This window comes from Agreia sp. PsM10, assembly GCF_030433855.1.
Taxonomy (GTDB): domain Bacteria; phylum Actinomycetota; class Actinomycetes; order Actinomycetales; family Microbacteriaceae; genus Agreia.
Window position 1 is genome coordinate 177,151 of the sequence record NZ_JARUXC010000002.1, and the last position, 24,088, is coordinate 201,238.

The following is a 24,088-nucleotide window of genomic DNA, read 5'->3' on the forward strand; positions in this document are numbered from 1 at the left end:
CGTTATTTCTTCTTGCAACCGATGACGTATACGCCGGTGGTTGCGGGGTTCGCGTACGACCCGACGGCGGGTTCGGTGCCGATCGGCTTCTTCTCGTCGCAGCCGTCGCCTGTCACCTGGTACTTGGTGCCCGCGAACTTCCAGCCGGCCTGGCCCAGCTTGTTCGCCGCGTCGCCGAGGCTGTTCGAGCCCGAGACCACGTCGGGGATGCTTTTCAGCGCCCCGTTGCTGGTGTAGACGGTGACCGTGGAGCCCTTGGTGGCGTTCTCTCCGCCGGCCGGGACGGATCCCGCGGCGGTGCCGGCGGGGGCCTCGTTGTCGGTGGCTCCTCCGTCTTGGAACGTGAAGCCTGCGGCCTCGACGAGCGACTGCGCCTCGGCGATGGTCTTGCCCTGCACGGCGGGCACCGCGGCCTGCGGCGTGGCGGTGAGATTGCCGCTGGCCGTCGGGAACGCTCCGCCGGGGAACTTGCCGTTCGCCTGGGCCATGTATTCGCGCCAGGTGCTGAACCGCATGTCTGCGACGTTTCCGTAGTCGGGCACGCTGGTGTATCGCACCGAGGCGTCTCCGACGATGTTGCCGACCCAGATGGCGGTGGCGAGCGTGGTCGAGGCTCCGGCGAACCAGACGTGCTTCTCGCCGTCGGTGGTACCCGTCTTTCCGATCAGAGGGATGCCGTCACCGGGGCGTGCCGCCCCACCCGTGCCTCCGTTGACCACGGCGGCCATGGCCACGTCCATCGCGGCCGCGACGTTCGGGTCGACCGCCTGGGTGCAGGTGGTCTCGGGGATCGGGACATCTGCACCCGTTGCGTCGAGGATGCGGTCGATGGCCTTCGGCTGGCAGTACAGGCCGTTGGCGGCGATGCCCGCGTAGGCGGCCGCGACGGTGAGGGGAGCCACCTCGTTGGTGCCGAGAACGCTCGAGACGTTCTGCTGCATCGGAGTGCCGTCGGCCCGGTGCATGCCGAACGACTCGGCTGTCTCGGTGATGTCGCACATGTCGAGCTTCTGAGCCATGCCGATGTACGCATTGTTGACCGACGCCGCGGTTGCCGCGGTCACGCTCATCGAACCGGGGTTCGACCCGCCGTCGTTGGCCGACTTGTAGGTTCCGCCGCCGGAGCCCTCGCATCGGTTCTTGAAGGTGGAGAGGTTGAAGGTGCGCACGCTTCCGTTGACCTGCTCGTTGAGCGAGTGCCCTGTCTTGAGCCAGTCGGCCAGAGTGAACACCTTGTAGGTCGATCCCGAGGGGAAGCCGGTGGAGCCGCCGTAGGCGTAGTCGGTGCTGAAGTTCACCGACGTCTCGTTCGGCATCGTTGTCTCGGGGTCGTCGTTGAAGGTCTTGTTCTGCACCATCGCCAGCACCTTGCCGGTTCCCGGCTGCACGGTGACCATGGCCGAACCGAGGTCCAGCTGGTCGGTGACCTGCGGAACGTTCGACAGCATCGAGTTGATCGCGGCCGTCTGCAGGTCGAGGTCGAGCGTCGTGTAGATCTGGTAGCCGCCGGTGCGGAACTTCTGCCACCGCGCCTCGGCGCTGTCGCCGAACGCGGGGTCGTTCTTCACGATGTACGACACGTAGTCGCAGAAGTAGCCCGCCCCGTAGTTGGGGTTGGCCGTCTTGCAGCCGGTGGAGGGCTGCACGATGTTCGGCGTGACGGGGGTGGCGATGGCCTCGTCGAACTGGGCCTGTGTGATCTTGTGCTCTTTGAGCATGGCCGGGAGGATGTTGACGTCTCGTCGGGCCTGGTTCTCGGTGATCTTCTCCGGGGCGTCGGGCTGGTCGATGCGCAGCCCGTTGGGCTCGTTGACCATGGCCACGAGGCTGGCCGCCTGAGCCAGCGACACGTCCTTCGCAGACACTCCGTAGTAGTACTGGGCGGCGGCCTCGATGCCGTACACCGTTCCACCGAAGTTCGAGATGTTCAGGTAGCCGAGGAGGATCTGGTCCTTCGTGAACTCCTTCTCGAGTCCGATGGCCAGCTTCATCTCTTTGAGCTTGCGGTCGACCGTGGTCTTCGTGGCGTCTTCGAACGCCTTGTCGCGCTCCGCCTCGTCCTGGATCTCCTCGGTCTTCTGGATGAGGATGTTGCGCACGTACTGCATCGAGATGGTGGATGCGCCGGGGCCGTCGCCGCCGGCCGCGCTCTGGGCGGCGGCGCGGGCCGCCGAGATGATGTCGACTCCGCCGTGCGTGTAGAAACGCGGGTCCTCGACCGAGACCACGGCGTCTTTCACGAAGGGGGAGATCTGGTCCCAGGAGACCTCTTCGCGGTTCTGGTCGAAGACCGACGCCAGCAGGACGGGGTTGCCGTCGCTGCCGGTCGCGTAGATCTCGGACTTCTGCGCGAGCACATCGGGGCGGATGTTCGAGGGAAGGTTCTCGAACATGCCGATGGAGTTGTTCGTGGCGATTCCTGTGACCGCGAGCGCGGGAGCAACCATGGCCGTGACGAGAATGCCTGCAATAGCACTCATGCCCACGATGCCGAGGATGGCTCCAACTACGCCGCTAGCCTTAGCTTTTGGGGCAGACATATGCTCGAGACTAATCGACAATGCTGGCAAACCGCCAGAAAGGAACGCGGATGCCCACCTGGGAGTACGTCACAACACCGCTCATGATCCACAACACCACCGGGATCCTCAACACCTGGGGCTCCAAGGGCTGGGAGCTCGTGCAGATCGTCACCGGTCCTGAGGGCGGCCTCGTCGCCTACCTCAAGCGACCGATCGCGACCGAGGGAGGGGCCGCCTGATGAGTGTCATCGCCGCCCGCCTCACCGAGCTCGGCATCACCATCCCCACAGTGGTTCCCCCGGTCGCGGCCTACATCCCCGCCGTGATCTCGGGCAACCTCGTCTTCACCGCGGGCCAGCTTCCGTTCGTCGACGGCAAGCTCGAGTACACGGGCAAGGTCGGCGACGGCCACGAGCTCGTCTCGCCGTCGATCGCCAAGTCGCTCGCGCAGACATCCATTCTCAACGCGCTCGCCGCGGTCGAGAACGTGATCGGGTCGCTCGACCGCGTGACGCGGGTCGTCAAGGTGACCGGATTCGTCGCATCCGACCCGTCTTTCACGGGCCAGCCCGGCGTGATCAACGGCGCATCGGAGTTTTTGGTCGACCTGTTCGGAGACCGGGGCATCCACGCCCGCTCGGCCGTGGGCGTCGCCGCCCTTCCCCTCGACGCTCCCGTCGAGATCGAGGTGATCGTCGAGTTCGCCTAGGCGTTCTCGACTACGTCAGCCTGTCGGTGATGATCTGCATCACCTGCGTGTCCGCGAGGGTCGTGGTGTCTCCGACTTCACGACCCTCGGCCACGTCTCTGAGCAGGCGTCTCATGATCTTGCCCGAGCGTGTCTTGGGCAGCTCGGCGACGAGGAAGACGGTGCGCGGTTTGGCGATCGCGCCGATCTGCTCGGCGACATGGGCGCGAAGCAGGGCGGATGCCTCCTCCGCCGTGGCCACGTCGGCCTGGCTCGTGCGCACGATGACGAACGCCACGACGGCCTGGCCCGTCGCCTCGTCCTCGGCTCCGACCACCGCGGCCTCGGCGACCATCGGATGCGACACCAGCGCGGACTCGATCTCCGCCGTCGAGAGACGGTGGCCCGACACGTTCATCACATCGTCGACGCGGCCGAGCAGCCAGAGGTCGCCGTCCCGATCCCGGCGTGCGCCGTCTCCGGCGAAGTATTTGTCGCCGAACTTGTCCCAGTAGGTCTCCTTGTAGCGCTCCGGGTCTCCCCAGATTCCGCGCAGCATCGACGGCCAGGGCTCGCTCACCACGAGCAGGCCGCCCGAGTCGAGCCCGACGTCGTGGCCATCGTCGTCGAGAACCTCGATGCGGATGCCGGGGATCGCGACCTGCGCCGAGCCCGGTTTGAGGGTGGTCACCCCGGGCAGGGCCGAGACCATGATGGCCCCGGTCTCCGTCTGCCACCACGTGTCGACGATCGGGGTCTCGCCGCCGCCGATCACGTCGCGATACCAGATCCACGCCTCGGGGTTGATGGGCTCGCCCACCGAGCCGAGCAGGCGCAGGCTCGTCAGGTCGAACTGTTGGGGTATCTGCCTGCCCGCCTTCATGAACGACCGGATGGCCGTGGGCGCGGTGTAGAAGATGCTCACGCCGTACTTCTGGATGATGTCCCACCACCGGCCGGGGTGGGGAGAGTCGGGAGTTCCCTCGTAGAGCACCTGGGTGGCGCCGTTGGCGAGGGGGCCGTAGACGACGTAGCTGTGGCCCGTGATCCAGCCGACGTCGGCGGTGCACCAGTAGACGTCGGACTCGGCGTGCAGGTCGAACACGGCCTTGTGCGTGAACGCCGCCTGGGTGAGATAGCCGCCCGAGGTGTGCAGGATGCCCTTCGGCCTGCCCGTCGTTCCCGAGGTGTAGAGGATGAAGAGGGGGTTCTCGGCGGGGAAGCCCTTGGCCACGTGCTCGTCGTCGACGGCCACCATCTCGTCGTGCCACCAGAGGTCGCGTCCCTCGGTCCAGTCCACGTCGTTGCCGCCGCGTTTCACGACGAGCACGTGCGAGACGGTGCTCGCGCCGTCTGCCGCCAGTGCGGCATCCACCGCGTTCTTGAGCGGGAACACCGAGCCCTTGCGGTAGCCGCCGTCGGCGGTGATGACCAGCTTTGCGCTCGCATCGTCGATGCGGCTGCGCAGGCTCTCGGCGCTGAAGCCGCCGAACACCACGGAGTGCACCGCTCCGATGCGCGCGACGGCGAGCATGGAGATGACCGCCTCGGGAATCATCGGCAGGTAGATGGCCACGCGGTCGCCCTGGCGGATGCCGAGGCTGGTCAGCAGATTGGCGGCGCGCTTCACCTCGCTGGTGAGTTCGGCGTAGGTGTAGCTGCGCGAGTCTCCGGGCTCGCCCTCCCAGTGCAGCGCGACGCGATCGCCATTGCCGGCGAGCACGTGGCGATCGAGGCAGTTGTACGCCACGTTGAGGGCCCCGTCGTCGAACCATGTCGCGAAGGGAGGGTTGCTCCAGTCGAGGGTGCGGGTGAAAGGCGTGTGCCAGTGCAGCAGCTCGCGCGCACGGTCGGCCCAGAACTGCAATCGGTCGTTGTCGGCGGCCTCGTAGAGGTCGGCGCCGGCGACCGCGTTCGCGGCGAACTGCGCGGTGGGGGGAAAGCGGCGGGCCTCGTGGAGGAGGTTGTCGATGCGGTTGCTCATGGGGTTCGGTTCGCTCCTTTGCGACGGCTTCTGCCAGCTTAGTCAGCCCTCGGCCCTGCGCGAGATGCCGCCGGGTTGCATCGTGTTGCCCGTGTCACATGCCTGTGTTTCCGCGGTGCGCTGAGAAAAAGCTGAGGGAAGTTGCGGTTGTGTTTCGGGCGAGTAAACTCAATTCCACTGGACCTCGTTTCCAGATGCAACGCACTAACGGATTCCCCCAATCCAGCGTTGCTACGGCGGCACCTTTTCCCCCCATTAGGTGCCGCCCCTTCTTCTTTAACGCACCGTTTTCCATGCACCGTTCATCCTGTCCTGCACAGGCGGGCTGCGCTCGATCCATCCACATCGTCGCCGTCGTCGTCGGAGCCTTCCTTCCGAGGCTCATACGGTCGGTTCCATGGCACGCAGACAGACCACGGACATCGACCCAGACGAGGCAGCGCCGACGCGCGAACCCTTCGTTGCGGCACCCGTGCTGAGCGCGCCTCGACCCGTGTCCGCATCGCATCCCCCCGGTGCGGGCACGGGCTTCGATCCCGGCCCGCCCGGCCGAGCCGGCGCATCCGACTTCGGGCCGCTCGCCCGCTACGTGCGCGATCCCGCGGTGACCGACGTCTTCGTCAACGGCCCCGACGACCTGTGGATCGACAGGGGAGCCGGCCTGGTGCGGCAGGCCGACTGGTCGTGCCCCGACGAGGCCAGGCTGCGCGAGCTCGCGGTGGCGATCGTCGCCCGGGGCGGTCGCCACATCGACGAGGCCACACCGTGCGCCGACGTGAGGCTGCATGACGGCATCCGGGTGCACGCGGCGCTTCCGCCGATCGCTCCGAGGGGAACGCTGCTGTCGATCCGCATTCCGCCGCTCGACAGGCCGCGGCTCGACACGCTGGCGGCATCCGGCCTCTTCGGCGAGGGCGCCGAGGCCGACAGTGCCCGCGCCTTCATCGACGCTGCGGTCACGAACCGCGCGAACCTGCTGATCACGGGCGCGGGCGGCAGCGGAAAGACGACGTTCCTCTCCGCTCTCCTGGCCTCCGCAGACCCGGGCGACCGCATCATCGCGGTCGAAGACGTCGCCGAGCTCCGCGTCGAGCACCCCCACTTCATCGCCCTCGAGACCCGACAGCCGAACCTCGAGGGTGCCGGCGGTGTCGGCCTCGACCGCCTGCTGCGCGAGGCCCTGCGCATGCGGCCCGACCGGCTCGTTCTGGGCGAGTGCCGAGGCGGCGAGCTTCGCGAACTGCTGGCGGCGCTCAACACAGGCCACGACGGTGGCGCCGGAACGTTGCACGCGAACTCCCTCGACGATGTGCCTGCACGGCTCGAGGCCCTCGGCTCCCTCGCCGCGATGAGCCCGGAGACGGTGGCCAGGCAGGCCGTGAGCGCGATCGGTCTGGTGCTCCATCTCGAGCGCCGCGGTGCGACGAGGCGTCTGGATGCCGTGGGCCGCTTCGGTCTCGATGCCGCGGGCCGCCTTCGGGTCGAGCCGGTCGGCTGATGGCCGACGATGCGCGCGCGGTCGAGGCCGTCGCATCGGTCGTGCAGCGGCTGGCTGTGATGCTCGGCGCGGGCGTGGCGCCCGCGAATGCGTGGCGCTATCTGAGAGACGTCGACGGGTCGCCGGTCGTCGATGCCGTCACGGCCTCGATCGCGACGGGCGCGTCGATCCCCGCTGCGATCTCGGCGGCGGCGACCGGCCAGAGCGGCCAGAGAACGGGCTCCGCCTGGAGGGCCGTCGCGGCCGCGTGGTTCGTCGCGAGCGAGAGCGGGGCTCCGCTCGCGGCCACCCTTAGGGAGATCGCCGATTCCCTGCGCCAACTCGGACAGCTGCACCGCGACGTCGACGCCGCCCTCGCGGGGCCCCGGTCGACGGCCCGCTTCGTCGGCGTGATGCCCCTGCTCGGTCTGGTGTTCGGAGCGGTCCTGGGCTTCGACACGATCGGCGTTCTCTTCGGCACAGCGGCGGGGTTCGCCTGCCTGGTCGTCGGCGTCGCGTTGTCGGTCGCCGCTGCACGGTGGACCTCCCGTCTCGTTGCGCGGGCCAGGCCGCCTGAATCGTCGCCGGGCCTCACCGCCCAGCTGGTGGCCGTCGCCCTGGCCGGAGGCGGATCCCTCCTCCGTGCCCGCGAGCTGGCGGCCGAGGCCCATCGGGTGAACGCGCTCGGAGAACCCGACGATGCGGATCGCATCGATCGGGTGCTCGAGCTCTCACGGGTCGCCGGCGTGCCGGCGGCCGAACTGCTGCAGAGCGAGGCACTGCAGATCAGACGCGAGGCGACGAGCCGAGCGCAGGCCACGGCTGCGGCCCTCTCGACCACCCTCATGATTCCGCTCGGGGTGTGCGTGCTGCCCGCGTTCATGCTCCTGGGCGTCGCCCCGCTCATGATCGCGGTCTTCTCCTCCACCATGGTCGAACTCTCGTGAGCGGCCACAGATCCCGTCCGCTCGTCGATGCGGCCCTCCCGCATCGACGAGGCTGGGCGCATTCAGCAGCTCGTGCCGAGACCGAAAGAGAGAACAGCGATGAGCGACAAGACACAGATCTCCCCTCGAAATGCTCGACCGGCGGTGCGGGTCGGGCGCACCCGGCAGGCCGCGCGGTTGGTCGCAGACGACGAGGGGGCCGCGACGGCGGAATACGTCATCGCCACCATGGCGGCCGTGGGTCTGGCAGGCCTCCTCGTCACGATCCTTCGCGGCGATGCCGTGAAGCAGATCCTCATGGATCTCGTGAGCACGGCTTTGAGCGTCGCGGGCTGAGGGGGGTAGGCGCGATGCAGCAGAGTCTCCGTCACATGTTCCGCGGCTCTCGCGGAGACGACGGCAGCGTGACCGTGGAGTTCGTCACGGTGCTGCCAGCCGTGCTCGTCATCGTGGCCGCCCTGCTCGGGGGCTTCCAGCTCATCGTGCAGCAGATGAGGGTCGCCGACGCCGCGTCGTCGGCGGCCCGGCTGCTCGGCAGGGGCGACGACGCCGGCGCCGCCGACACGGTGTCGAAACTTCTCGGAGGGCAGGCCGAGCTCTCGTCGCGCGTCGACGGGCGCTTCGTCTGCGCGACCGTCACGACGTCGGCCGGCGCCGGTCCATCGGTGATCGGCGCGATCCCGGTCGCGGCGACGACATGCGCGCTCGGAGGCGGCCAGTGACTCCCTCGGCGACTCCTCACCAGACGCGTCTCCGTCGACGGCTCGCCGACGACGGGGGAGCGGGAGGAGTGCTCGCGCTCGCGGTGGCCGCGGGTGTGCTCGCCTTCTCGCTGCTGGCGCTGACCCTCTTCTCGGTGCTGCCCTCGAAGGCGGCCGTTCACGCGGCCGCCGACTCGGCCGCCATCGCCGCGGCCGAGTCCGCCTCGCACTCGACGGCGGAGCGGTCATGCGCGATCGCGGCGGAGGCCGCATCCCTCAACGGCACGACGCTCCTGAGGTGCGACGTGAGCGGCTCCGAGGCGACGGTCGCGGTCGGGCGGCAGATCCTCACGACGACCTTCTCTGTCACCGCCCGTGCCGCCGTGCCGCGGGCGAAGCCGACGGCTGCGAACGGCGCGATGCCGACCGACGAGCTCGTGCAGCTCGTCTACCCGGGGGTGCGCGAGAACCCGCCCGTGAGTCTGAGATCCGATGTCGCCGCCGCCCTGGTGCAGCTGCTCGAGGCCTATCACGCCGAGACGGGCGACTACCTGCCGGTCGACGAGGGGTACAGAGACCTCGCCGAACAGCAGAGGGTGTTCGACCAGTACGGGTGGCCACGTGCCGCCATCCCGGGCACGTCGAACCACGGTGCGGGCACGGCGGTCGACTTCGTGAATCCGCCCGTCGTCCGAGGATCGCAGCCGCATGGCTGGCTGGCTGCCAACGCATCGCAGTTCGGATTCGAGCCGCTCACCGATCCCGACGAGCCGTGGCACTGGGACTACACGGGGTGACGCGCTCGTGGTCAGCCCAGCCGGGCCTCGATGAACCGATAGTCCACAGCAGAAGGCAGGGCGGCGTTGTGACCCTCCCCGTTGTACTCCACTCCGCTGCCCCGCATATAGAGGTAGCGCTTGGCGCTGCCGGCGGGAATCTCGAGACGGGCGAGCGGCTCGCCCGCGTCGGTGAACTCCGTGCGCACGGTGCGCCCCTCGAGGGGCCCGTCCATGAGTTTCGCGGTGTAGCTTCCGTATTCTGTCGATGCCATGGTGCATCCTCTCCTTTGAGGGTCGGCTTCCATCTTCCTCGCCCGAGCGATATCCGCAAGGGCTCCCCGCCGCTTCCCGAGCAGCCGCACAATTAGGCAATCAGGGTAAAGAGGTGTGTATGGTGTGGCAGACGGGCCTGCAGTGCCCGACGAATCCCGCCGAAGACGCTTACCCGAGATTGTCGCGAGTGGTTCGAATCTCTATTTCCTGCTGAGGAGCACCGTGCCAGGCCCGAAAAAGCTCGTGATCGTCGAGTCCCCGACCAAGGTCAAGTCCATCGCCCAGTATCTCGGCGACGGCTTCGAGGTGCAGGCGTCCGTCGGTCACATCCGCGACCTCATCGAGCCCAAGAACCTGCCGGCCGAGCTCAAGACCGGCTCGCTCGGCAAGTTCTCCGTCGACGTCGAGAAGGGCTTCGCGCCCTACTACGTGGTCAGCGACGCCAAGAAGAAGACCGTCGCCGAGCTGAAGAAAGCCCTGGCCGGTGCCAGCGAGCTCTACCTCGCAACTGATGAGGACCGCGAGGGCGAGGCCATCGCGTGGCACCTCCTCGAGGTGCTGAAGCCCAAGGTTCCCGTGCACCGCATGGTGTTCCACGAGATCACCCGCGAGGCGATCGAGAAGGCGCGAGACAACACCCGACAGATCGACGGCGCGCTCGTCGACGCTCAGGAGACCCGCCGTATCCTCGACCGTCTCTACGGCTACGAGGTCTCGCCTGTGCTCTGGCGCAAGATCGGCCCGGGCCTCTCGGCCGGCCGTGTGCAGTCCGCGGCAACCCGCCTCGTCGTCGAGCGCGAGCGCGAGCGCCTGGCCTTCACGGCCGCCGGATACTGGGACCTCACCGCCCAGCTCTCGCCCGAACTCGAGCAGTTGTCGGCGTCGGAGGGCTTCGAGTCGCGGCTGGCCCGCGTCAACGGGGAACGCATCGCGTCGGGTCGAGACTTCGACGAGAACGGCAAGCTCAAGTCGAAGGCCGTCGCCCTCGACGAGGCGGGCGCCAAGTCGCTCGCCGCAGCACTGGCCGAGCCCGGGGTCAACATCACCGTCGCGTCGGTCGATTCGAAGCCCTACACGCGCCGGCCCGCCGCGCCCTTCACCACCTCCACGCTGCAGCAGGAGGCGTCGCGCAAGCTCCGCTTCTCGGCCCGGCAGACCATGAGCGTCGCCCAGTCCCTCTACGAGAACGGGTACATCACCTATATGCGAACCGACTCTCCGTCGTTGTCGCAGCAGGCGCTGAACGCCGCACGCTCGCAGGCCAAGTCGCTGTACGGCGCAGAGACCGTTCCCGACAAGCCGCGCCTCTACGCGGGCAAGGGCAAGAACGCCCAGGAAGCCCACGAGGCGATCCGGCCCGCCGGCGAGACGTTCCGCACACCCACCCAGTTGTCGTCGACGCTGCGCGGCAACGACTTCAAGCTCTACGACCTCATCTGGAAGCGCACCGTCGCATCCCAGATGGCCGATGCGAAAGGTGTGACGGCATCCGTCACCATCGCCGCGGGCCCGACCGCCGTCGAGGGCATGACCGAACCCGCGCTCGCGGAGTTCACGGCCAGCGGAACGGTCATCACCTTCCGCGGCTTCCTGCACGCCTACGAAGAAGGCCAGGACGAGGACCGCAACGGTCCGGCGGAACCTGCCGAGGCCAAGCTGCCGCCGTTGAAGGAGGGCCAGCTGCTGCGGGCCGTGTCGGTCGACGCCGCAGGCCACGAGACCTCGCCGCCCCCGCGGTACACCGAGGCGAGCCTGGTGAAGACGCTCGACGAACTCGGCATCGGACGCCCCTCGACCTATGCGTCGATCATCTCGACCATCATCGACCGGGGCTACGTCACGCCACGGGGCCAGGCACTCGTGCCGAGCTGGATCGCGTTCTCCGTCGTGCGCCTGCTCGAGGACTACTTCGGCGACCTCGTGAACTACGACTTCACGGCGACGCTCGAGAACGACCTCGACCGCATCGCCGGTGGAGAGGAGGACAGGGTCGACTGGCTCAACGGCTTCTACTTCGGCAACGAGGGCCACCGCGGCCTGCGCAACGTCATCGACAACCTCGGCGACATCGATGCGCGCACGGTCAACTCGGTCGTCATCGCGCCCGACATCACCCTGCGCATCGGCAAGTACGGCCCTTACCTCGAAGTGCGCGAAGAGGGAGCCGCAGAAGACGCGGTGCCCCGCCGGGTCAACATCCCCGCCGAGCTCGCCCCCGACGAGCTGACCGAGGCCAAGGCCCGCGAACTCATCGACGCCCCCGTGGTCGTCGACCGCGTCATCGGCGTCAACCCCGAGACCGGCAAGAACGTCGTGGCGAAAGACGGACGGTTCGGCCCCTACGTGACCGAGGTCGACCCCGAGCCGGAGCCGCCCGTCGAGGTCGCCGCAGCCGCGGAGCCGGCGCCCGTGGCGACCGCCGACGGAACGGCGAAGAAGGCTCCCGCCCGCAAGCCCGCGGCCAAGAAGAGCACGGCGCCCAAGCCGCGCACCGCCTCGCTGTTCAAGTCGATGGACCTGGCGACGATCGACATCGAGACGGCACTGCGCCTGCTCGACCTGCCCCGCGTCGTCGGCGACGACCCGCAGTCGGGCGAGCCGATCACCGCCCAGAACGGCAAGTTCGGCCCCTACCTGAAGAAGGGTGCGGACACCCGCTCCATCACCAGCGAAGACATGATCTTCGAGATCGACCTGCCGGGCGCCCTCGAGCTGTTCGCGCAGCCGAAGTACGGCGCCCGCCGCGCCTCGTCGGCGCTCAAGGAGTTCGAGGCCGACCCCGAGAGCGGCAAGCCGATCCGCATCAAGGACGGCCGCTTCGGCGCGTACGTGACCGACGGCGTCACGAATGCGACCATCCCGAAGGGCGAGACCGTCGAGGAGGTCGACTTCGAACGGGCTGTGCAGCTGCTGGCGGACAAGCGTGCCAAGGGGCCGGCGGCCCCGCGCAAGACGGCCGCGAAGAAGGCGCCCGCCAAGAAGGCTCCGGTGAAGAAGACCGTGGCCAAGAAGGCTCCGGTGAAGAAGGCCGCTGCGTCGAAGGTCGCCGGCCAGACCGCGGAATCGACGACGGCCGCCACGCCGGTCGTGCGCAAGGCTCCCGCGAAGAAGGCCCCGGTGAAGAAGGCCGCGCCGACGACGTGACCTCGCCCGGACTCTTCATCACTCTCGAGGGCGGCGACGGCTCGGGAAAATCCACGCAGGCGGCGCTCCTCGAGGCGTGGCTCGTGGCAGAGCACCGCACGGTGGTGCGAACCCGCGAGCCGGGCGGCACCGATTTCGGCACCGAGGTGCGCGAGATCGTGCTGCACAGCCGCGGCGACATCAGTCCCCGGGCCGAAGCGCTCCTCTATGCGGCCGATCGTGCGCACCACATCAGCACCAAGGTGCGACCGGCACTCGAACGCGGCGACGTCGTCATCCAGGACAGGTACCTCGACTCGTCGGTCGCCTACCAGGGTGCGGGACGTGTGCTCGACGCCGACGAGATCAGGCGCCTGTCGCTCTGGGCGGCCGAGGGTCTGCTTCCCGACCTCACGATTCTGCTCGACCTCGACGAGACCGAGGCGCGCCGCCGACTCGACGGGGCACGCACCCGATTCGATCGACTCGAGAACGAGAAGAGCGAGTTCCACGCCAGGGTGCGGGCGGCGTTCCTGGCCCTCGCGGCCGAGGAGCCCGATCGGTTCCTCGTGCTCGACGCGTCGCTGCCCGCCGAGACTCTCGCCGCCCGCATCCGCGGCGCCGTCGAGCCGCTGCTGTCCCTGCATCCTGCGGGAACGGACGCATCCTGAGGGCTGTGTCGCCGGCGGCAGGTAGGTTGTCGGTATGACCGTGTGGGACGACTTGACAGGCCAGGACGATGCGATCGCCATCTTCCGGGCCGCCGCCGATCCCGCGAACTCGGGCGACGCCATGACGCACTCCTGGCTCATCACCGGCCCTCCCGGATCGGGTCGCTCGAACCTCGCCTACGCGTTCGCCGCCGCGCTGCTCAGCCGGCACGGCGCCGACGGTGACCCGGCCACCACCCGCCAGGTCGATGCGCGCACGCATCCCGACCTGGCCGTGCTCACGACCGAGCGCGTCATCATCTCGATCGACGAGGTGCGCAAACTGGTCTCGAGCTCGCAGTTCTCGCCCTCGGTCGGTCGATACAGGGTCATGGTCATCGAAGACGCCGACCGAATGGTCGAACGGACGAGCAACGTGCTGCTGAAGGCTCTCGAGGAGCCGCCCGAGCGAACGGTGTGGATCCTCTGCGCGCCGAGCGAGGCCGACCTCATTCCCACCATCCGGTCGAGGGTCCGCTCGGTTCGCCTGCGCGTTCCGAGGGTCGACGAGGTCGCCGCCCTCATCCAGAAACGCGACGGGGTCGACGCGCACACCGCAGAGCGCGCCGCACGAGAGGCGCAGAGCCACATCGGCATGGCGCACCGTCTGGCCACGAACGACGAGGCGCGCGCCCGGCGCGACGAGACCCTGAGTCTGGCGCTCGGCATCCAGAACGTGCCGCAGGCCGTCGTTGCCGCGGCCCGACTCATGGAGATCGCCGGCGACGACGCCAAGGCGATCACGCTCGAACGCGACGCCGAAGAACGCGAGAGCACCCTGAGGTCGATGGGGGTCGAGGCGGGCCAGGCCGTTCCCCCCGCCCTGCGCTCGCAGATCAAGACGCTCGAAGACGACCAGAAGCGGCGGGCGACCCGCAGCCTGCGCGACGGGCTCGACCGTATTCTCGTCGACCTCATGTCGCTGTACCGCGACATCCTGCTCGTTCAGCTGCAGTCCGAGCTGCCCACCATCAACTCCGCCATCCAGTCCCGTCTCGACGAGGTCGCGGCCGCCAGCGATCCCGCCGACACCCTCGCGGTGCTCGACGCGTTCGCCGTGGCGCGCCGCCGCATCTCCGCGAACGTGGCCCCCGCGCTCGCTCTCGAGGCAGCCCTCATCACCACAACCCGCCAACGAAGGACAACCCCGTGACAGCCCACACTCCGCGCCGCAGGCGACGGTCCGTCTCTCTCGCCGTGGCCGCGCTCGCGGTGGCCGTTCTCGTCTCCGGGTGCTCGACCTGGTTCGTCGATCGCTCGTCGTCGGGTGGCAGCGAGAGGCCGGTCGCCGAGTCGACTCCCGCCGCTGAAGACGTCGATGCCGACCTCCGGCCGTTCTACGACCAGGTCCTCAGCTGGACCGACTGCGGAGGCGGGTTCCAGTGCGCAGAGGCCACCGCCCCGCTCGACTGGCAGAGCCCGTCCACCTCCGAAATCAAGCTGGCGCTGGTCAAGCACCCGGCCAGCGGGCCGGGAGAGCGACTCGGCTCACTGCTCGTGAACCCCGGCGGCCCGGGCGGCTCCGGCTACGACTTCGTGAAGGACAGCCTCAGCTTCGCGGTGAGCGACACCCTGCAGGCTCAGTACGACGTGGTCGGATTCGATCCTCGCGGCGTCGGGCGCTCCTCGGCCATCAGCTGCCTCACCGGCTCCGAGATGGACTCGTACCTCTACGACGTGCTGCCCGGCGAGCGGGGCTCGCAGCAGTGGCTCGACGCCTACACCGCCTCGTCCACCCAGTTCGCGGCCTCGTGCGAGAAGAACAGCCCTGAACTGCTGGGGCACGTCGACACTGTCAGCGCTGCCCGCGACCTCGACCTTCTCCGCGCCACCCTCGGCGACAGCAAACTCAACTACCTCGGGTACTCCTACGGAACGTTCCTCGGCTCGACCTATGCCGATCTCTACCCGCAGAAGGTCGGCAGGCTCGTGCTCGACGGCGCCCTCGATCCGACGTCGAGCAACTTCGATGTGAGCGTGGGGCAGGCCGTCGGTTTCGAGAACGCGATGAAGGCCTACATGGCCGACTGCCTCACGAAGTCCTCCTGCCCGTTCGACGGATCCGTCGACGACGGCATGGCGACGATCGGCGAGCTGCTGGCGCAGGTCGACGCCAGTCCGATCCGTGCCGGCGACGGGCGGCAGCTCGGATCGTCGAGCCTGCTCACCGCCATCATCTACCCGCTGTACGATGCCACGGCCTGGGACTTCCTGAGCGACATGTTCTCCGATGTCATGGCGGGCAGCGCCGACTACGCCATGCAGTTCGCCGACGGCTACAACGGGCGCAACCCCGACGGAACGTATTCCGACAACTCGACCGAGGCGTTCACGGCCATCAACTGCCTCGACTACCAGTACACGAACGATCCCGCCGTGGTGCAGAAGCAGAATGCCGACCTCGTCGCTGCCGCTCCCACCATCGGACCCTGGTGGAGCTACGGCGACATCTCGTGCGACGTCTGGCCCGACAAGTCGACCCGCACCCCTCACGCCGTGACGGCGCAGGGCGCGGCACCGATCATCGTCGTGGGCACGACCGGCGACCCGGCCACACCGTATGCCTGGGCAGAGGGCCTCGCCGGCCAGCTGTCGAGCGGGCAGCTGGTCACGTTCGTCGGCGAGGGGCACACGGCCTACGGCTCGTCGAGCTGCGTGAAGGGGGTCGTCGACGCGTACTTCATCAGCGGCACCGTGCCGGCGTCCGATCCACGGTGCACGAGCTGACGATGACCGAGACAGCCCTGGCCGAGGGCGTGGGGCTTCGCGAACGCAAGAGGCGGGCCACGAGCCGCACCATCCAGTTCGCCGTTCTCGAACTGGCGGTGGAGCGCGGTCTCGATCAGGTGACGGTCGAGGAGATCAGTCGCGTCGCGAACGTCTCGCCCCGCACCTTCTTCAACTATTTCCCCTCGAAAGAGGCGGCGATGGTCGGAGACAACCCGCTCGAGCTGCCGCCGGGCCTGATCGATTCGTTCGTCGACGGCTCCGCCGGGGCAGACCTCATCGACGGCCTGCTCGACCTCATGCAGCACATCGCGTTGATCGCAACGGGAGACCGGGAGCTTCACCAGCTGCGTCGGCAGGTTCTGCGCAGCTACCCCGAGCTCTTCATCATCAAGGTCGCCGGCATGCACAGCTTCGAGACCGTACTGGCCGAGGCCGTCGAGCGACGCCTCGATGCCGAGAGCGCGGGCCAGGATGCGATCGGCCCGCGCCTCGCGCAGGCCCGGCTCACGGCCCTGGTCGCCATCGCCGCCCTGAGACACGCCGTCGCCTCGTGGGCGGAGGGGGCCGACGACGAGTCTCTCTCGGAGAAGCTCAGCGAGTCGTTCTCGCTGCTGCGACGGGTGGTCTGAACCGTGTCGGCAAACACCGCGAACATCGGCTAGGATTTGTTGCTGTGCCATTCGCTGTGAAATGCGATGGCCAGGCCGCCTTAGCTCAGTCGGTAGAGCGATTCACTCGTAATGAATAGGTCATCAGTTCGATTCTGATAGGCGGCCCCATACTGAGAAGGCCCGGAACCTCCGGGTCTTCTCGCGTTAAGAGCCCGACTTCGAAGGAGAATCGTGTCCACTCCATTCCGCTGGGGAATCCTCGGCACCGGCTGGATCGCCGAGATGTTCGTCACCGACCTGCGGGCCACGGGCATCGAGGTCACGGCCGTGGGTTCGCGCAGCCGGCAATCGGCGGATGCGTTCGGCTCGCGCTTCGACATCGCCTCGCGTCACGCGAGTTATGAGGCCCTGGTCGCCGACCCGGAGGTCGACGCCGTCTACGTCGCGACGCCGCATCCGATGCACGCGGCCAACGCACTGCTCGCGATCGCGGCCGGCAAGCACGTGCTGGTCGAGAAGCCGTTCACCCTCAACGCGGCTGAAGCGGCCGAGGTCGCCGAGGCCGCGCGCCGAGCCGGAGTGGTCGTGCTCGAGGCCATGTGGACCAGGTTCCTGCCATCGATGGTGCGCATCCGCGAGATCATCGCCGCCGGAACGCTGGGCGAGGTGCGCACGCTCATCGCCGACCACGACCAGCTGCTGCCCTCCGACCCGGAGCACCGCATCAACAACCCCGACCTGGGCGGCGGCGCCCTGCTCGACCTGGGCGTGTACCCGGTCTCGTTCGCGGTCGACCTCTTCGGCGCGCCGACTGCTGTCACCGCGAAGGGCGACAAGACGGCCACCGGAGTCGACCGCCAGGTGGCGCTGATCCTCGAGCACGACGGCGGGGCGATCTCCGTGCTGCACACCGCGCTCGATACGCAGGGCGCCAACACGGCCACGGTCGTCGGAACCGAGGGGCGCATCGAGATCGACTCGGTCTGGTACGAGCAGACGGGCTTCACCGTCTACGCGGGCAAGGGCAGCGAGGTCGTCGAGCGCTACGACGAGACCGTCGTCTCGCGCGGCATGCAGTTCCAGGCGTGGGAGCTCGAGCGCGTGGTGGCGGAAGGGCGCGGCGAGAGCGAGTTGCTCCCGCTCGACGAGAGCGTCGCGGTCATGGGCGTTCTCGACGAAGCGCGCCGACAGGTCGGCGTCGTCTACCCGGGGGAGTAGCGCCTCCCGGCCAGCGCCTCCAGACCAGCGCCGCCCGGCCGTGCTCATCCGGCCCGGGTTAGCATGGAACGATGTCCGAGACTCCCGCAACGACGCCGCGCGTCACTTTGCTGAGCGGACTCGTGGGGCGCGCCCGTCGGCATCCGAGGGCCTTCGCGATCACCGCCGCAGCAGTCGCACTCATCGTGCTCGGCGGCGGCGGGCTCCTGGCCGGGGCGGCCGTCGGTGCGCCCGACGCCGATGCGGCGGCCCGTGTTGCGACGCTTCCCAGCGCCAGCCCGTCCGGTCCCGCCTCCGCGACGCCGACGCCCACCCCGACCCCCACGGCGCGCCCTGTGCCCGCCGCCGTGCCCGCCGCCCAACCGGTGCGCACCTGCTCGATCGCGGAGGCGGCATCCGATGAGCGCCTCGGCACCTTCTCGGGCAGCGTGCGCAACGCGACCACCGGCGAGATCCTCTACGACCACGCGGGCGGCACCTACTCGCGCACGGCCAGCGTCATGAAGGTGCTCACCAGCGCGGCCGCCCTGGCCGTGCTCGGCCCCGACTATCGCGCGAGCACCACCGTCGTCGCCGGAACGGAGCCCGGCCAGGTCGTGCTGGTCGGCGGCGGAGACATCACCCTCGCCAGCGGTTCGTCGAACATCTACCCCGGCTCGGCCAGCATGCTCGACCTCGCGGCGCAGGTGAACGCGTCGCTGGGGGGCGCACCCGTCACCTCGATCGTGCTCGATTCCTCGGCGTTCTCGGGCGACGCATGGCAGCCTTCCTGGAACCGGAAGGAACTCTTCGACGGCTGGTCCAGCGAGGTGACCGCGCTGCAGGTCGACGGCGACCGGGCGAACCCGTCGAGCAGCCAGTCGACCCGCAGCGAAGACCCGATCGGGCGCGCGGGCGCGGCGTTCGCGAGCGCCCTCGGGGCGACGGGCGCCTCGATCAGCCAGGGTGTGGCGCCGGCGGGCACGGCGACGCTCGGCCAGGTGCAGTCGGCGCCGGTGTCGACGATGGTGCAGGATGCGCTCCTGCGATCCGACAACACCGAGGCCGAGATGCTGGCCCGCCTCACGGCGATCGCGCAGGGCTCGGGCAGCTCCTTCTCCTCGCTCGCCGCATCCACCCCCGCCGCGCTCGCGAGCTACGGCCTCGACACCGCCGGGCTCGTCATCGTCGACGGCTCCGGTCTCTCCGACGACAACGGGGTCTCGCCCAACTTCCTCACCGCGCTGTTCGCCAAGATCGCGGCCCGGGAGGGCAACCTCGGCATCATCGCCGACGGCCTGCCTGTGGCGGGCGAGAGCGGCACCCTCGCCGGCCGCTTCACCGGGTCGAATTCGGATGCCGCGGGTCGCGTGATCGCGAAGACCGGGTGGATAGACACCGGCTACACCCTGTCGGGCATCATCACCGCGGCAGACGGGTCGATCCTGACCTTCGCCTTCTTCGCGCTCGACGACGTGTCGGACAGCTCGAAGCAGGCGCTCGACACGGTGACGGCCGCGGCCTATCGTTGCGGGAACAACCTGTCGAATCAGTGACCCGCGTGTGCTCTAGACTCAATTGGTAAGCCGGCTGACTAATTCGACCGGACTCGACCGGTAGCCTGTGAGACAGAGAGTGAGACGGCATGGCCCGCGCACTGTTCATCATCGACGTGCAGAACGACTTCACCGAGGGCGGCGCCCTGGGCGTCGAAGGCGGCGAAGCTGTGGCGGCCGGGGTCTCGGCCCTGCTGGCGGAGCACCGTGATGCCTACGACATGATCTTCGCCTCGCGCGACTGGCACGACGCAGACAACGACAACGGCGGCCATTTCGCGACCGACGAGGCCCCCGACTTCGTCGACAGCTGGCCCGTGCACTGCGTCGCCGGAACGTTCGGTGCCGAGTACCACGACGACCTCACGACCAACTCGATCGACTTCCACATCCGCAAGGGCCAGGGAAAGCCTGCCTACTCGATCTTCGAGGGAACCGCGGAAGAGGGCGGCTCGGTCGTCGAGCTGCTCGACACCCACGGCATCACCCAGATCGACATCGCCGGTCTCGCGACCGACTACTGCGTTCGCGCCTCCGCGCTCGACGCGCTGCAGCATGGACGCGACGTGCGCATCATCACCGACCTCGTGGCCGGCGTCGCGCCCGAGTCGAGCCGCGAGGCCCTGGCGGAGATGACCCGCGCCGGCGCCGACCTCGTGCTCGCCGCCCAGGTCGAAAGCTAGACGTGCGCGTTCCCCGGTGGCTGAGGATCCTCCTCCCCGCCGCCCTGATCCTCGTGTGGCTGACCGCCGCATCGATCGGAGGCCCGTACTTCGGCCGCATCGACGAGGTGTCGAGCAACGACCAGACCACCTACCTGCCCGCCAGCGCCGACGCGACCAAGGTGAGCGCGCTGCAGAAGCAGTTCACCGACTCCGACGCCATCCCCGCGATCATCGTGTTCCGCACCGACGATGGAGCCGAGCTCACCGACGAGCAGCGCACGGGCATCCAGAACCAGATCGACGGGATCGCGACAGTACCGGGGGTCGCCGACGACATCTCGCCGGCGATTCCGTCGGAAGACGGTCAGGCGGTCGAGGTCTTCGTGCCGATCGATGCCTCGGGCGAGGTGCGCGACACCGTCGACTCGATGCGCTCCTACCTGCTGCGCGAGGGTTCGATCGAGGGAGTGACGGCGTTCGTCACCGGCCCGGCGGGCTTCACCGCCGACATCGGCGACGCGTTCGCGGGAATCGACGGCATCCTGCTCGTGACGGCCCTCGCCGCCGTCTTCCTCATCCTCTTCGTCGTCTATCGATCGCCCCTGCTGCCGTTCCTGGTGCTCGGAACGTCGTTGTTCGCGCTCACCACGAGCCTGCTCACCGTCTGGTGGCTCGCCAAGGCCGGCGTCTTCACGCTGAACGGGCAGGTGCAGGGCATCCTCTTCATCCTCGTGATCGGTGCCGCCACCGACTATTCGCTGCTGTACGTGTCGCGGTACAGGGAGGCGCTGCGCACGCACGAGAAGCGCTGGGATGCGACGTGGGCGGCCCTGCGCGTGTCGCTCGAGCCGATCCTCGCGTCGGGTGGAACGGTCATCGCCGGCCTGCTCTGCCTGCTCTTCTCCGACCTCAATTCGAACAAGGCGCTCGGCCCCGTCTCGGCCGTCGGCGTCGCCTTCAGCGTGCTCGCATCGCTCACGCTGCTTCCGGCGCTGCTGCTGGCCTGCGGCCGGGCGTCGTTCTGGCCGCTGCGGCCGAAATACGCGGCGCCGGATGGGGCGGCGACCCGCGCAGCGGCAGAGCACGCCCGCCACGGTTTCGGCCCGCACGAGGCCGCCCACGGCGCACCCAAGGGCTTCTGGGCGCGGCTCGAGGCGTTCATCGCCTGGCGGCCCCGAACGATCTGGATCGTCACCACGGTCGTGCTGCTCGCGGCCGGCACAGGAGTGCTGCAGTTGCAGGCCAGCGGCGTTCCGCAGAGCGACCTCATCCTCGGCTCGTCGGAGGCGCGCGATGGCCAGGAGGCCCTCGGCGAGCACTTCCCTGGCGGTTCGGGAAGCCCGGCGCTGATCGTCGCGCCCGAGGCCGACCTGGCCGACGTCGCATCCACCGTTCTCGGGGCCGACGGAGTGACCTCGCTCACGGTCACCAGCGCGAATTCGCCCTCGGGCTCTGCCGTCGTCGACAGCGACGGGTCGCTCTCGGCGCCCGGAGGCGCGCAGACGCTCATCGCCGTGGCGCCGACGGTCGTCGACGGCGACGTGCTGCTGCAGGCGACGCTCTCCGATGCCGCAGATTCGGATGCCGCGAAGGACACGGTGCGCGAGCTGCGGTCGGCGCTGGCCGACACGACGTCCGGCGCACTCGTCGGCGGAGTCACGGCGACCGCCATCGACTCGGACACGGCCAGCGTGCACGACCGCAACACCATCATCCCGATCGTGCTCGTGGTCATCCTGCTCATCCTGATGCTGCTGCTGAGGTCGATCCTGGCGCCGGTGCTGCTGGTGCTCAGCGTGGTCGTCTCGTTCGCCGCCGCGCTCGGCGTCTCCGCGCTCGTCTTCAATCAGGTCTTCGGGTTCCCCGGCGCCGACCCGTCGGTTCCCCTCTACGGCTTCGTGTTCCTCGTGGCCCTGGGCATCGACTACAACATCTTCCTCATGACCCGCGTGCGGGAGGAGTCGATCGCGCACGGAACGCGCGCCGGCATCCTGCGGGGGCTGACGGTGACCGGAGGGGTCATCACCTCGGCCGGAATCGTTCTGGCCGCGACGTTCTCGGCGCTCGGGGTCATTCCCGTGCTCTTCCTCGCCCAGATCGCCTTCATCGTGGCCTTCGGCGTGCTGCTCGACACGCTGCTAGTGAGGTCGCTGCTGGTGCCCGCGCTGGCCTACGACCTGGGTCGTGTCATCTGGTGGCCGAGTAAGCTGGCGAAGGCGCCTCAGGGCGTCGACACACCATCTCGCTAGCGCTCAGCAGTACGGAGAATCATGACAACGACGTCCGAATCCTCGCTTCTCGCATCGGTGCCCAACCAGCTCTACATCGGTGGGCAGTGGGTCGACGCTGAGGGCGGTCGCACCATCGATGTCGACGACCCGGCGACGGGCGCGACGATCCGCACGATCGCCGATGCCGGCCCGGCCGACGGCATCCGAGCCCTCGACGCCGCGGTCGCCGCCCAGGCCGAGTGGGCGGCCACGGCTCCGCGGGTGCGCGGTGAGATCCTGCGCCGGGCGTTCGACATGCTGCAGGAGCGCAAGGCGGAGTTCGCCCTGCTGATGACCCTCGAGATGGGCAAGCCGCTGGCGGAGGCCGCCGGTGAGGTGGCCTACGGGGGAGAGTTCCTGCGCTGGTTCAGCGAAGAGGCGGTGCGCATCTCGGGTCGCTACGGGCAGAACCCCGAGGGCACAGGAACGATGGTCGTGTCGCAGCGACCCGTCGGCCCCTGCTTCCTGATCACCCCCTGGAACTTCCCGCTCGCCATGGCCACGCGCAAGATCGCGCCGGCCCTCGCGGCAGGCTGCACGGTCGTCGTCAAGCCGGCCGAGCTCACGCCCCTCACCACGCTCTTCTTCGCGAAGCTGCTCGAAGACGCGGGCCTGCCCGCGGGCGTGCTCAACGTGATCACCACGTCCACATCGGGTGAGGTCTCGGAACCCATCATCAGAGATCCTCGGCTGCGCAAGCTCAGCTTCACGGGGTCCACGGGCGTCGGTCAGAAACTCATCGCCCAGTCGGCCGCCAACGTGCTGCGCACCTCGATGGAGCTCGGCGGCAACGCCCCCTTCGTCGTCTTCGACGACGCCGATCTCGACAAGGCGGTCGACGGGGCCATGCTCGCGAAGTTCCGCAACATCGGTCAGGCATGCACGGCGGCCAACCGCTTCATCGTGCACTCCGCGGTCGCCGACGAGTTCGCCCGGCGCATCGCCGACCGGGTGAAGGCCCTCTCGATCGGCCGCGGCACCGAGCAGGGAGTCGACATCGGCCCGCTCATCAACGACAAGGCGGTCGACAAGGCCGACTCCCTGGTGCAGGACGCCGTCTCACGGGGCGCCGAGCTGGTCACCGGCGGCAAGCGCGTCGACGGCCCGGGAAGCTTCTACGAGCCCACCGTCGTGTCCGGGGTCGCCGCCGGCAGTGACATCCTGCGCGAGGAGATCTTCGGACCCGTCGTGTCGATCGTGACGTTCGACGACGAGGACGAGGGCGTGCGGCTCGCCAACGACACCCAGTACGGTCTCGTGAGCTACGTCTTCACCTCCGACCTGGCCCGGGGTCAGCGCATGATCGAGCGCCTCGAGACCGGCATGATGGGCCTCAACGTGGGCGTCGTATCGAACGCGGCGGCCCCCTTCGGCGGCGTCAAGCAGTCGGGACTGGGCCGCGAGGGCGGGCTGGAGGGCATCCACGAGTACCTGTCGACGAAGTACACGCTCATCCCGAACTCGTAGATTCCCATTCCCTGAGCTCGTCGAAGGGCGCCTCCCGCGTAGGAAACCGTTTCCTGAGCTTGTCGAAGGGCACCTCCCACGCCTGGTTACGCCCATCTGTCTCCATAACGGGAGGAGATTTATCAAATCGACGCACTATGTGCGTCCGATGCGCATCGTTCCTCCCGTTCGCACATACGAAGGTGCGCAGACGGGCGCTATGTGAGGACAGACTGCTGGGGAACAACGGTTCGGGCAATTCATCCCCGGATATCCGGGCCTTGATCCGAGAAAGAATGACTTTGTCCTCAGCTGGCCATCGGCCTCGCCGACCACACCGCGCTCCGGCGGGCTAAGGACGCACATGCGGAGCAACATGCCGCAGACCGAGCTCGAGTGGCAGCGTGTC

At 68.6% G+C, this 24,088-nt stretch carries 20 protein-coding genes and 1 tRNA gene; 18 read left to right on the forward strand and 3 right to left on the reverse strand.

Annotated features, from left to right (window positions below):
* Positions 1–2: 2 nt before the first annotated feature.
* Positions 3–2,480 (reverse strand): transglycosylase domain-containing protein, encoded by a 2,478-nt coding sequence (locus QCD70_RS02935; protein ID WP_301213648.1) that lies wholly within the window; start codon positions 2,478–2,480, stop codon positions 3–5.
* A 110-nt stretch (positions 2,481–2,590) separates the two neighbouring features.
* Between QCD70_RS02935 and QCD70_RS02940 the strand changes: the two genes are divergently transcribed.
* A complete protein-coding gene (locus tag QCD70_RS02940; RefSeq protein ID WP_301213649.1) occupies positions 2,591–2,761 on the forward strand; it encodes a hypothetical protein in 171 nt (56 codons plus the stop codon).
* Positions 2,761–3,231, forward strand: a complete 471-nt coding sequence (locus QCD70_RS02945) for a RidA family protein (RefSeq protein ID WP_301213650.1) — start codon at positions 2,761–2,763, stop codon at positions 3,229–3,231. The genes QCD70_RS02940 and QCD70_RS02945 overlap by 1 nt, the downstream gene beginning before the upstream one ends.
* A 10-nt stretch (positions 3,232–3,241) precedes the next feature.
* On the opposite strand, the gene acs is transcribed toward QCD70_RS02945, so the two are convergent.
* Positions 3,242–5,194, reverse strand: coding sequence for an acetate--CoA ligase (acs, locus tag QCD70_RS02950; RefSeq protein WP_301213651.1), 1,953 nt, complete (start codon positions 5,192–5,194; stop codon positions 3,242–3,244).
* Between the two features lie 397 nt (positions 5,195–5,591).
* Here acs and QCD70_RS02955 point away from each other — a divergent pair, with 397 nt between their 5' ends.
* The 5 genes from QCD70_RS02955 to QCD70_RS02975 all read left to right on the forward strand — a co-directional run bounded on the left by QCD70_RS02955 (position 5,592) and on the right by QCD70_RS02975 (position 9,116).
* Positions 5,592–6,692, forward strand: coding sequence for a TadA family conjugal transfer-associated ATPase (locus QCD70_RS02955; RefSeq protein WP_301213652.1), 1,101 nt, complete (start codon positions 5,592–5,594; stop codon positions 6,690–6,692).
* Positions 6,692–7,618, forward strand: coding sequence for a type II secretion system F family protein (locus tag QCD70_RS02960; protein ID WP_301213653.1), 927 nt, complete (start codon positions 6,692–6,694; stop codon positions 7,616–7,618). The genes QCD70_RS02955 and QCD70_RS02960 overlap by 1 nt, the downstream gene beginning before the upstream one ends.
* Before the next feature lie 99 nt (positions 7,619–7,717).
* Positions 7,718–7,954 (forward strand): DUF4244 domain-containing protein, encoded by a 237-nt coding sequence (locus QCD70_RS02965; protein ID WP_301213654.1) that lies wholly within the window; start codon positions 7,718–7,720, stop codon positions 7,952–7,954.
* A gap of 14 nt (positions 7,955–7,968) precedes the next feature.
* Positions 7,969–8,340, forward strand: a complete 372-nt coding sequence (locus QCD70_RS02970) for a TadE family protein (protein ID WP_301213655.1) — start codon at positions 7,969–7,971, stop codon at positions 8,338–8,340.
* The gene (locus QCD70_RS02975) at positions 8,337–9,116 is read left to right on the forward strand and encodes an Rv3654c family TadE-like protein (RefSeq protein ID WP_301213657.1); all 780 of its coding nucleotides are present in this window, start codon (positions 8,337–8,339) and stop codon (positions 9,114–9,116) included. The genes QCD70_RS02970 and QCD70_RS02975 overlap by 4 nt, the downstream gene beginning before the upstream one ends.
* An 11-nt stretch (positions 9,117–9,127) precedes the next feature.
* Here the strand turns inward: QCD70_RS02975 and QCD70_RS02980 are convergent, their stop codons facing one another.
* Positions 9,128–9,370 (reverse strand): hypothetical protein, encoded by a 243-nt coding sequence (locus tag QCD70_RS02980; RefSeq protein ID WP_301213658.1) that lies wholly within the window; start codon positions 9,368–9,370, stop codon positions 9,128–9,130.
* A gap of 223 nt (positions 9,371–9,593) precedes the next feature.
* Here QCD70_RS02980 and topA point away from each other — a divergent pair, with 223 nt between their 5' ends.
* The 11 genes from topA (at position 9,594) to QCD70_RS03035 (ending at position 23,700) form a co-directional block, all read left to right on the forward strand.
* On the forward strand, positions 9,594–12,515 hold the full coding sequence (gene topA, locus QCD70_RS02985; RefSeq protein WP_301213659.1) for a type I DNA topoisomerase: 2,922 nt from the start codon (positions 9,594–9,596) through the stop codon (positions 12,513–12,515).
* Positions 12,512–13,165, forward strand: a complete 654-nt coding sequence (gene tmk / locus QCD70_RS02990) for a dTMP kinase (RefSeq protein ID WP_301213661.1) — start codon at positions 12,512–12,514, stop codon at positions 13,163–13,165. The genes topA and tmk overlap by 4 nt, the downstream gene beginning before the upstream one ends.
* Before the next feature lie 34 nt (positions 13,166–13,199).
* Positions 13,200–14,357, forward strand: a complete 1,158-nt coding sequence (locus tag QCD70_RS02995; protein WP_301213662.1) for a DNA polymerase III subunit delta' — start codon at positions 13,200–13,202, stop codon at positions 14,355–14,357.
* Positions 14,354–15,931: an alpha/beta hydrolase gene (locus tag QCD70_RS03000; RefSeq protein ID WP_301213664.1), complete on the forward strand. Its 1,578-nt coding sequence runs from the start codon at positions 14,354–14,356 to the stop codon at positions 15,929–15,931. Before QCD70_RS02995 ends, QCD70_RS03000 begins: the two co-directional genes overlap by 4 nt.
* Positions 15,932–15,933: 2 nt before the next feature.
* Positions 15,934–16,563 (forward strand): TetR family transcriptional regulator, encoded by a 630-nt coding sequence (locus QCD70_RS03005; protein WP_301213665.1) that lies wholly within the window; start codon positions 15,934–15,936, stop codon positions 16,561–16,563.
* 74 nt (positions 16,564–16,637) lie between these two features.
* A tRNA-Thr gene (locus QCD70_RS03010) sits at positions 16,638–16,713 on the forward strand.
* A 63-nt stretch (positions 16,714–16,776) separates the two neighbouring features.
* Positions 16,777–17,763 carry a Gfo/Idh/MocA family protein gene (locus tag QCD70_RS03015; RefSeq protein WP_301213666.1) on the forward strand — a complete coding sequence of 329 codons (987 nt, stop codon included), beginning with the start codon at positions 16,777–16,779 and terminating at the stop codon, positions 17,761–17,763.
* A gap of 71 nt (positions 17,764–17,834) precedes the next feature.
* Positions 17,835–19,298, forward strand: coding sequence for a D-alanyl-D-alanine carboxypeptidase/D-alanyl-D-alanine endopeptidase (dacB, locus tag QCD70_RS03020; protein WP_301213668.1), 1,464 nt, complete (start codon positions 17,835–17,837; stop codon positions 19,296–19,298).
* Between the two features lie 89 nt (positions 19,299–19,387).
* Positions 19,388–19,981, forward strand: a complete 594-nt coding sequence (locus QCD70_RS03025) for an isochorismatase family protein (RefSeq protein ID WP_301213671.1) — start codon at positions 19,388–19,390, stop codon at positions 19,979–19,981.
* A gap of 2 nt (positions 19,982–19,983) precedes the next feature.
* Positions 19,984–22,212, forward strand: coding sequence for an MMPL family transporter (locus QCD70_RS03030; RefSeq protein ID WP_301213672.1), 2,229 nt, complete (start codon positions 19,984–19,986; stop codon positions 22,210–22,212).
* A 21-nt stretch (positions 22,213–22,233) separates the two neighbouring features.
* Positions 22,234–23,700: an NAD-dependent succinate-semialdehyde dehydrogenase gene (locus QCD70_RS03035; RefSeq protein WP_301213673.1), complete on the forward strand. Its 1,467-nt coding sequence runs from the start codon at positions 22,234–22,236 to the stop codon at positions 23,698–23,700.
* Positions 23,701–24,088 lie beyond the last annotated feature (388 nt).

Excerpts from the sequence above, each read along its gene's own strand:
- dacB (WP_301213668.1), top strand. The coding sequence starts at position 17,835 with ATGTCCGAGACTCCCGCAACGACGCCGCGCGTCACTTTGCTGAGCGGA.
- QCD70_RS02965 (WP_301213654.1), top strand. The coding sequence starts at position 7,718 with ATGAGCGACAAGACACAGATCTCCCCTCGAAATGCTCGACCGGCGGTG.
- QCD70_RS02940 (WP_301213649.1), top strand. The coding sequence starts at position 2,591 with ATGCCCACCTGGGAGTACGTCACAACACCGCTCATGATCCACAACACC.
- QCD70_RS02960 (WP_301213653.1), top strand. The coding sequence starts at position 6,692 with ATGGCCGACGATGCGCGCGCGGTCGAGGCCGTCGCATCGGTCGTGCAG.
- QCD70_RS02955 (WP_301213652.1), top strand. The coding sequence starts at position 5,592 with ATGGCACGCAGACAGACCACGGACATCGACCCAGACGAGGCAGCGCCG.
- QCD70_RS03005 (WP_301213665.1), top strand. The coding sequence starts at position 15,934 with ATGACCGAGACAGCCCTGGCCGAGGGCGTGGGGCTTCGCGAACGCAAG.
- QCD70_RS02970 (WP_301213655.1), top strand. The coding sequence starts at position 7,969 with ATGCAGCAGAGTCTCCGTCACATGTTCCGCGGCTCTCGCGGAGACGAC.
- acs (WP_301213651.1), bottom strand. The coding sequence starts at position 5,194 with ATGAGCAACCGCATCGACAACCTCCTCCACGAGGCCCGCCGCTTTCCC.
- QCD70_RS02980 (WP_301213658.1), bottom strand. The coding sequence starts at position 9,370 with ATGGCATCGACAGAATACGGAAGCTACACCGCGAAACTCATGGACGGG.
- QCD70_RS03025 (WP_301213671.1), top strand. The coding sequence starts at position 19,388 with ATGGCCCGCGCACTGTTCATCATCGACGTGCAGAACGACTTCACCGAG.
- QCD70_RS02935 (WP_301213648.1), bottom strand. The coding sequence starts at position 2,480 with ATGAGTGCTATTGCAGGCATTCTCGTCACGGCCATGGTTGCTCCCGCG.
- QCD70_RS03035 (WP_301213673.1), top strand. The coding sequence starts at position 22,234 with ATGACAACGACGTCCGAATCCTCGCTTCTCGCATCGGTGCCCAACCAG.
- QCD70_RS02995 (WP_301213662.1), top strand. The coding sequence starts at position 13,200 with ATGACCGTGTGGGACGACTTGACAGGCCAGGACGATGCGATCGCCATC.
- QCD70_RS02945 (WP_301213650.1), top strand. The coding sequence starts at position 2,761 with ATGAGTGTCATCGCCGCCCGCCTCACCGAGCTCGGCATCACCATCCCC.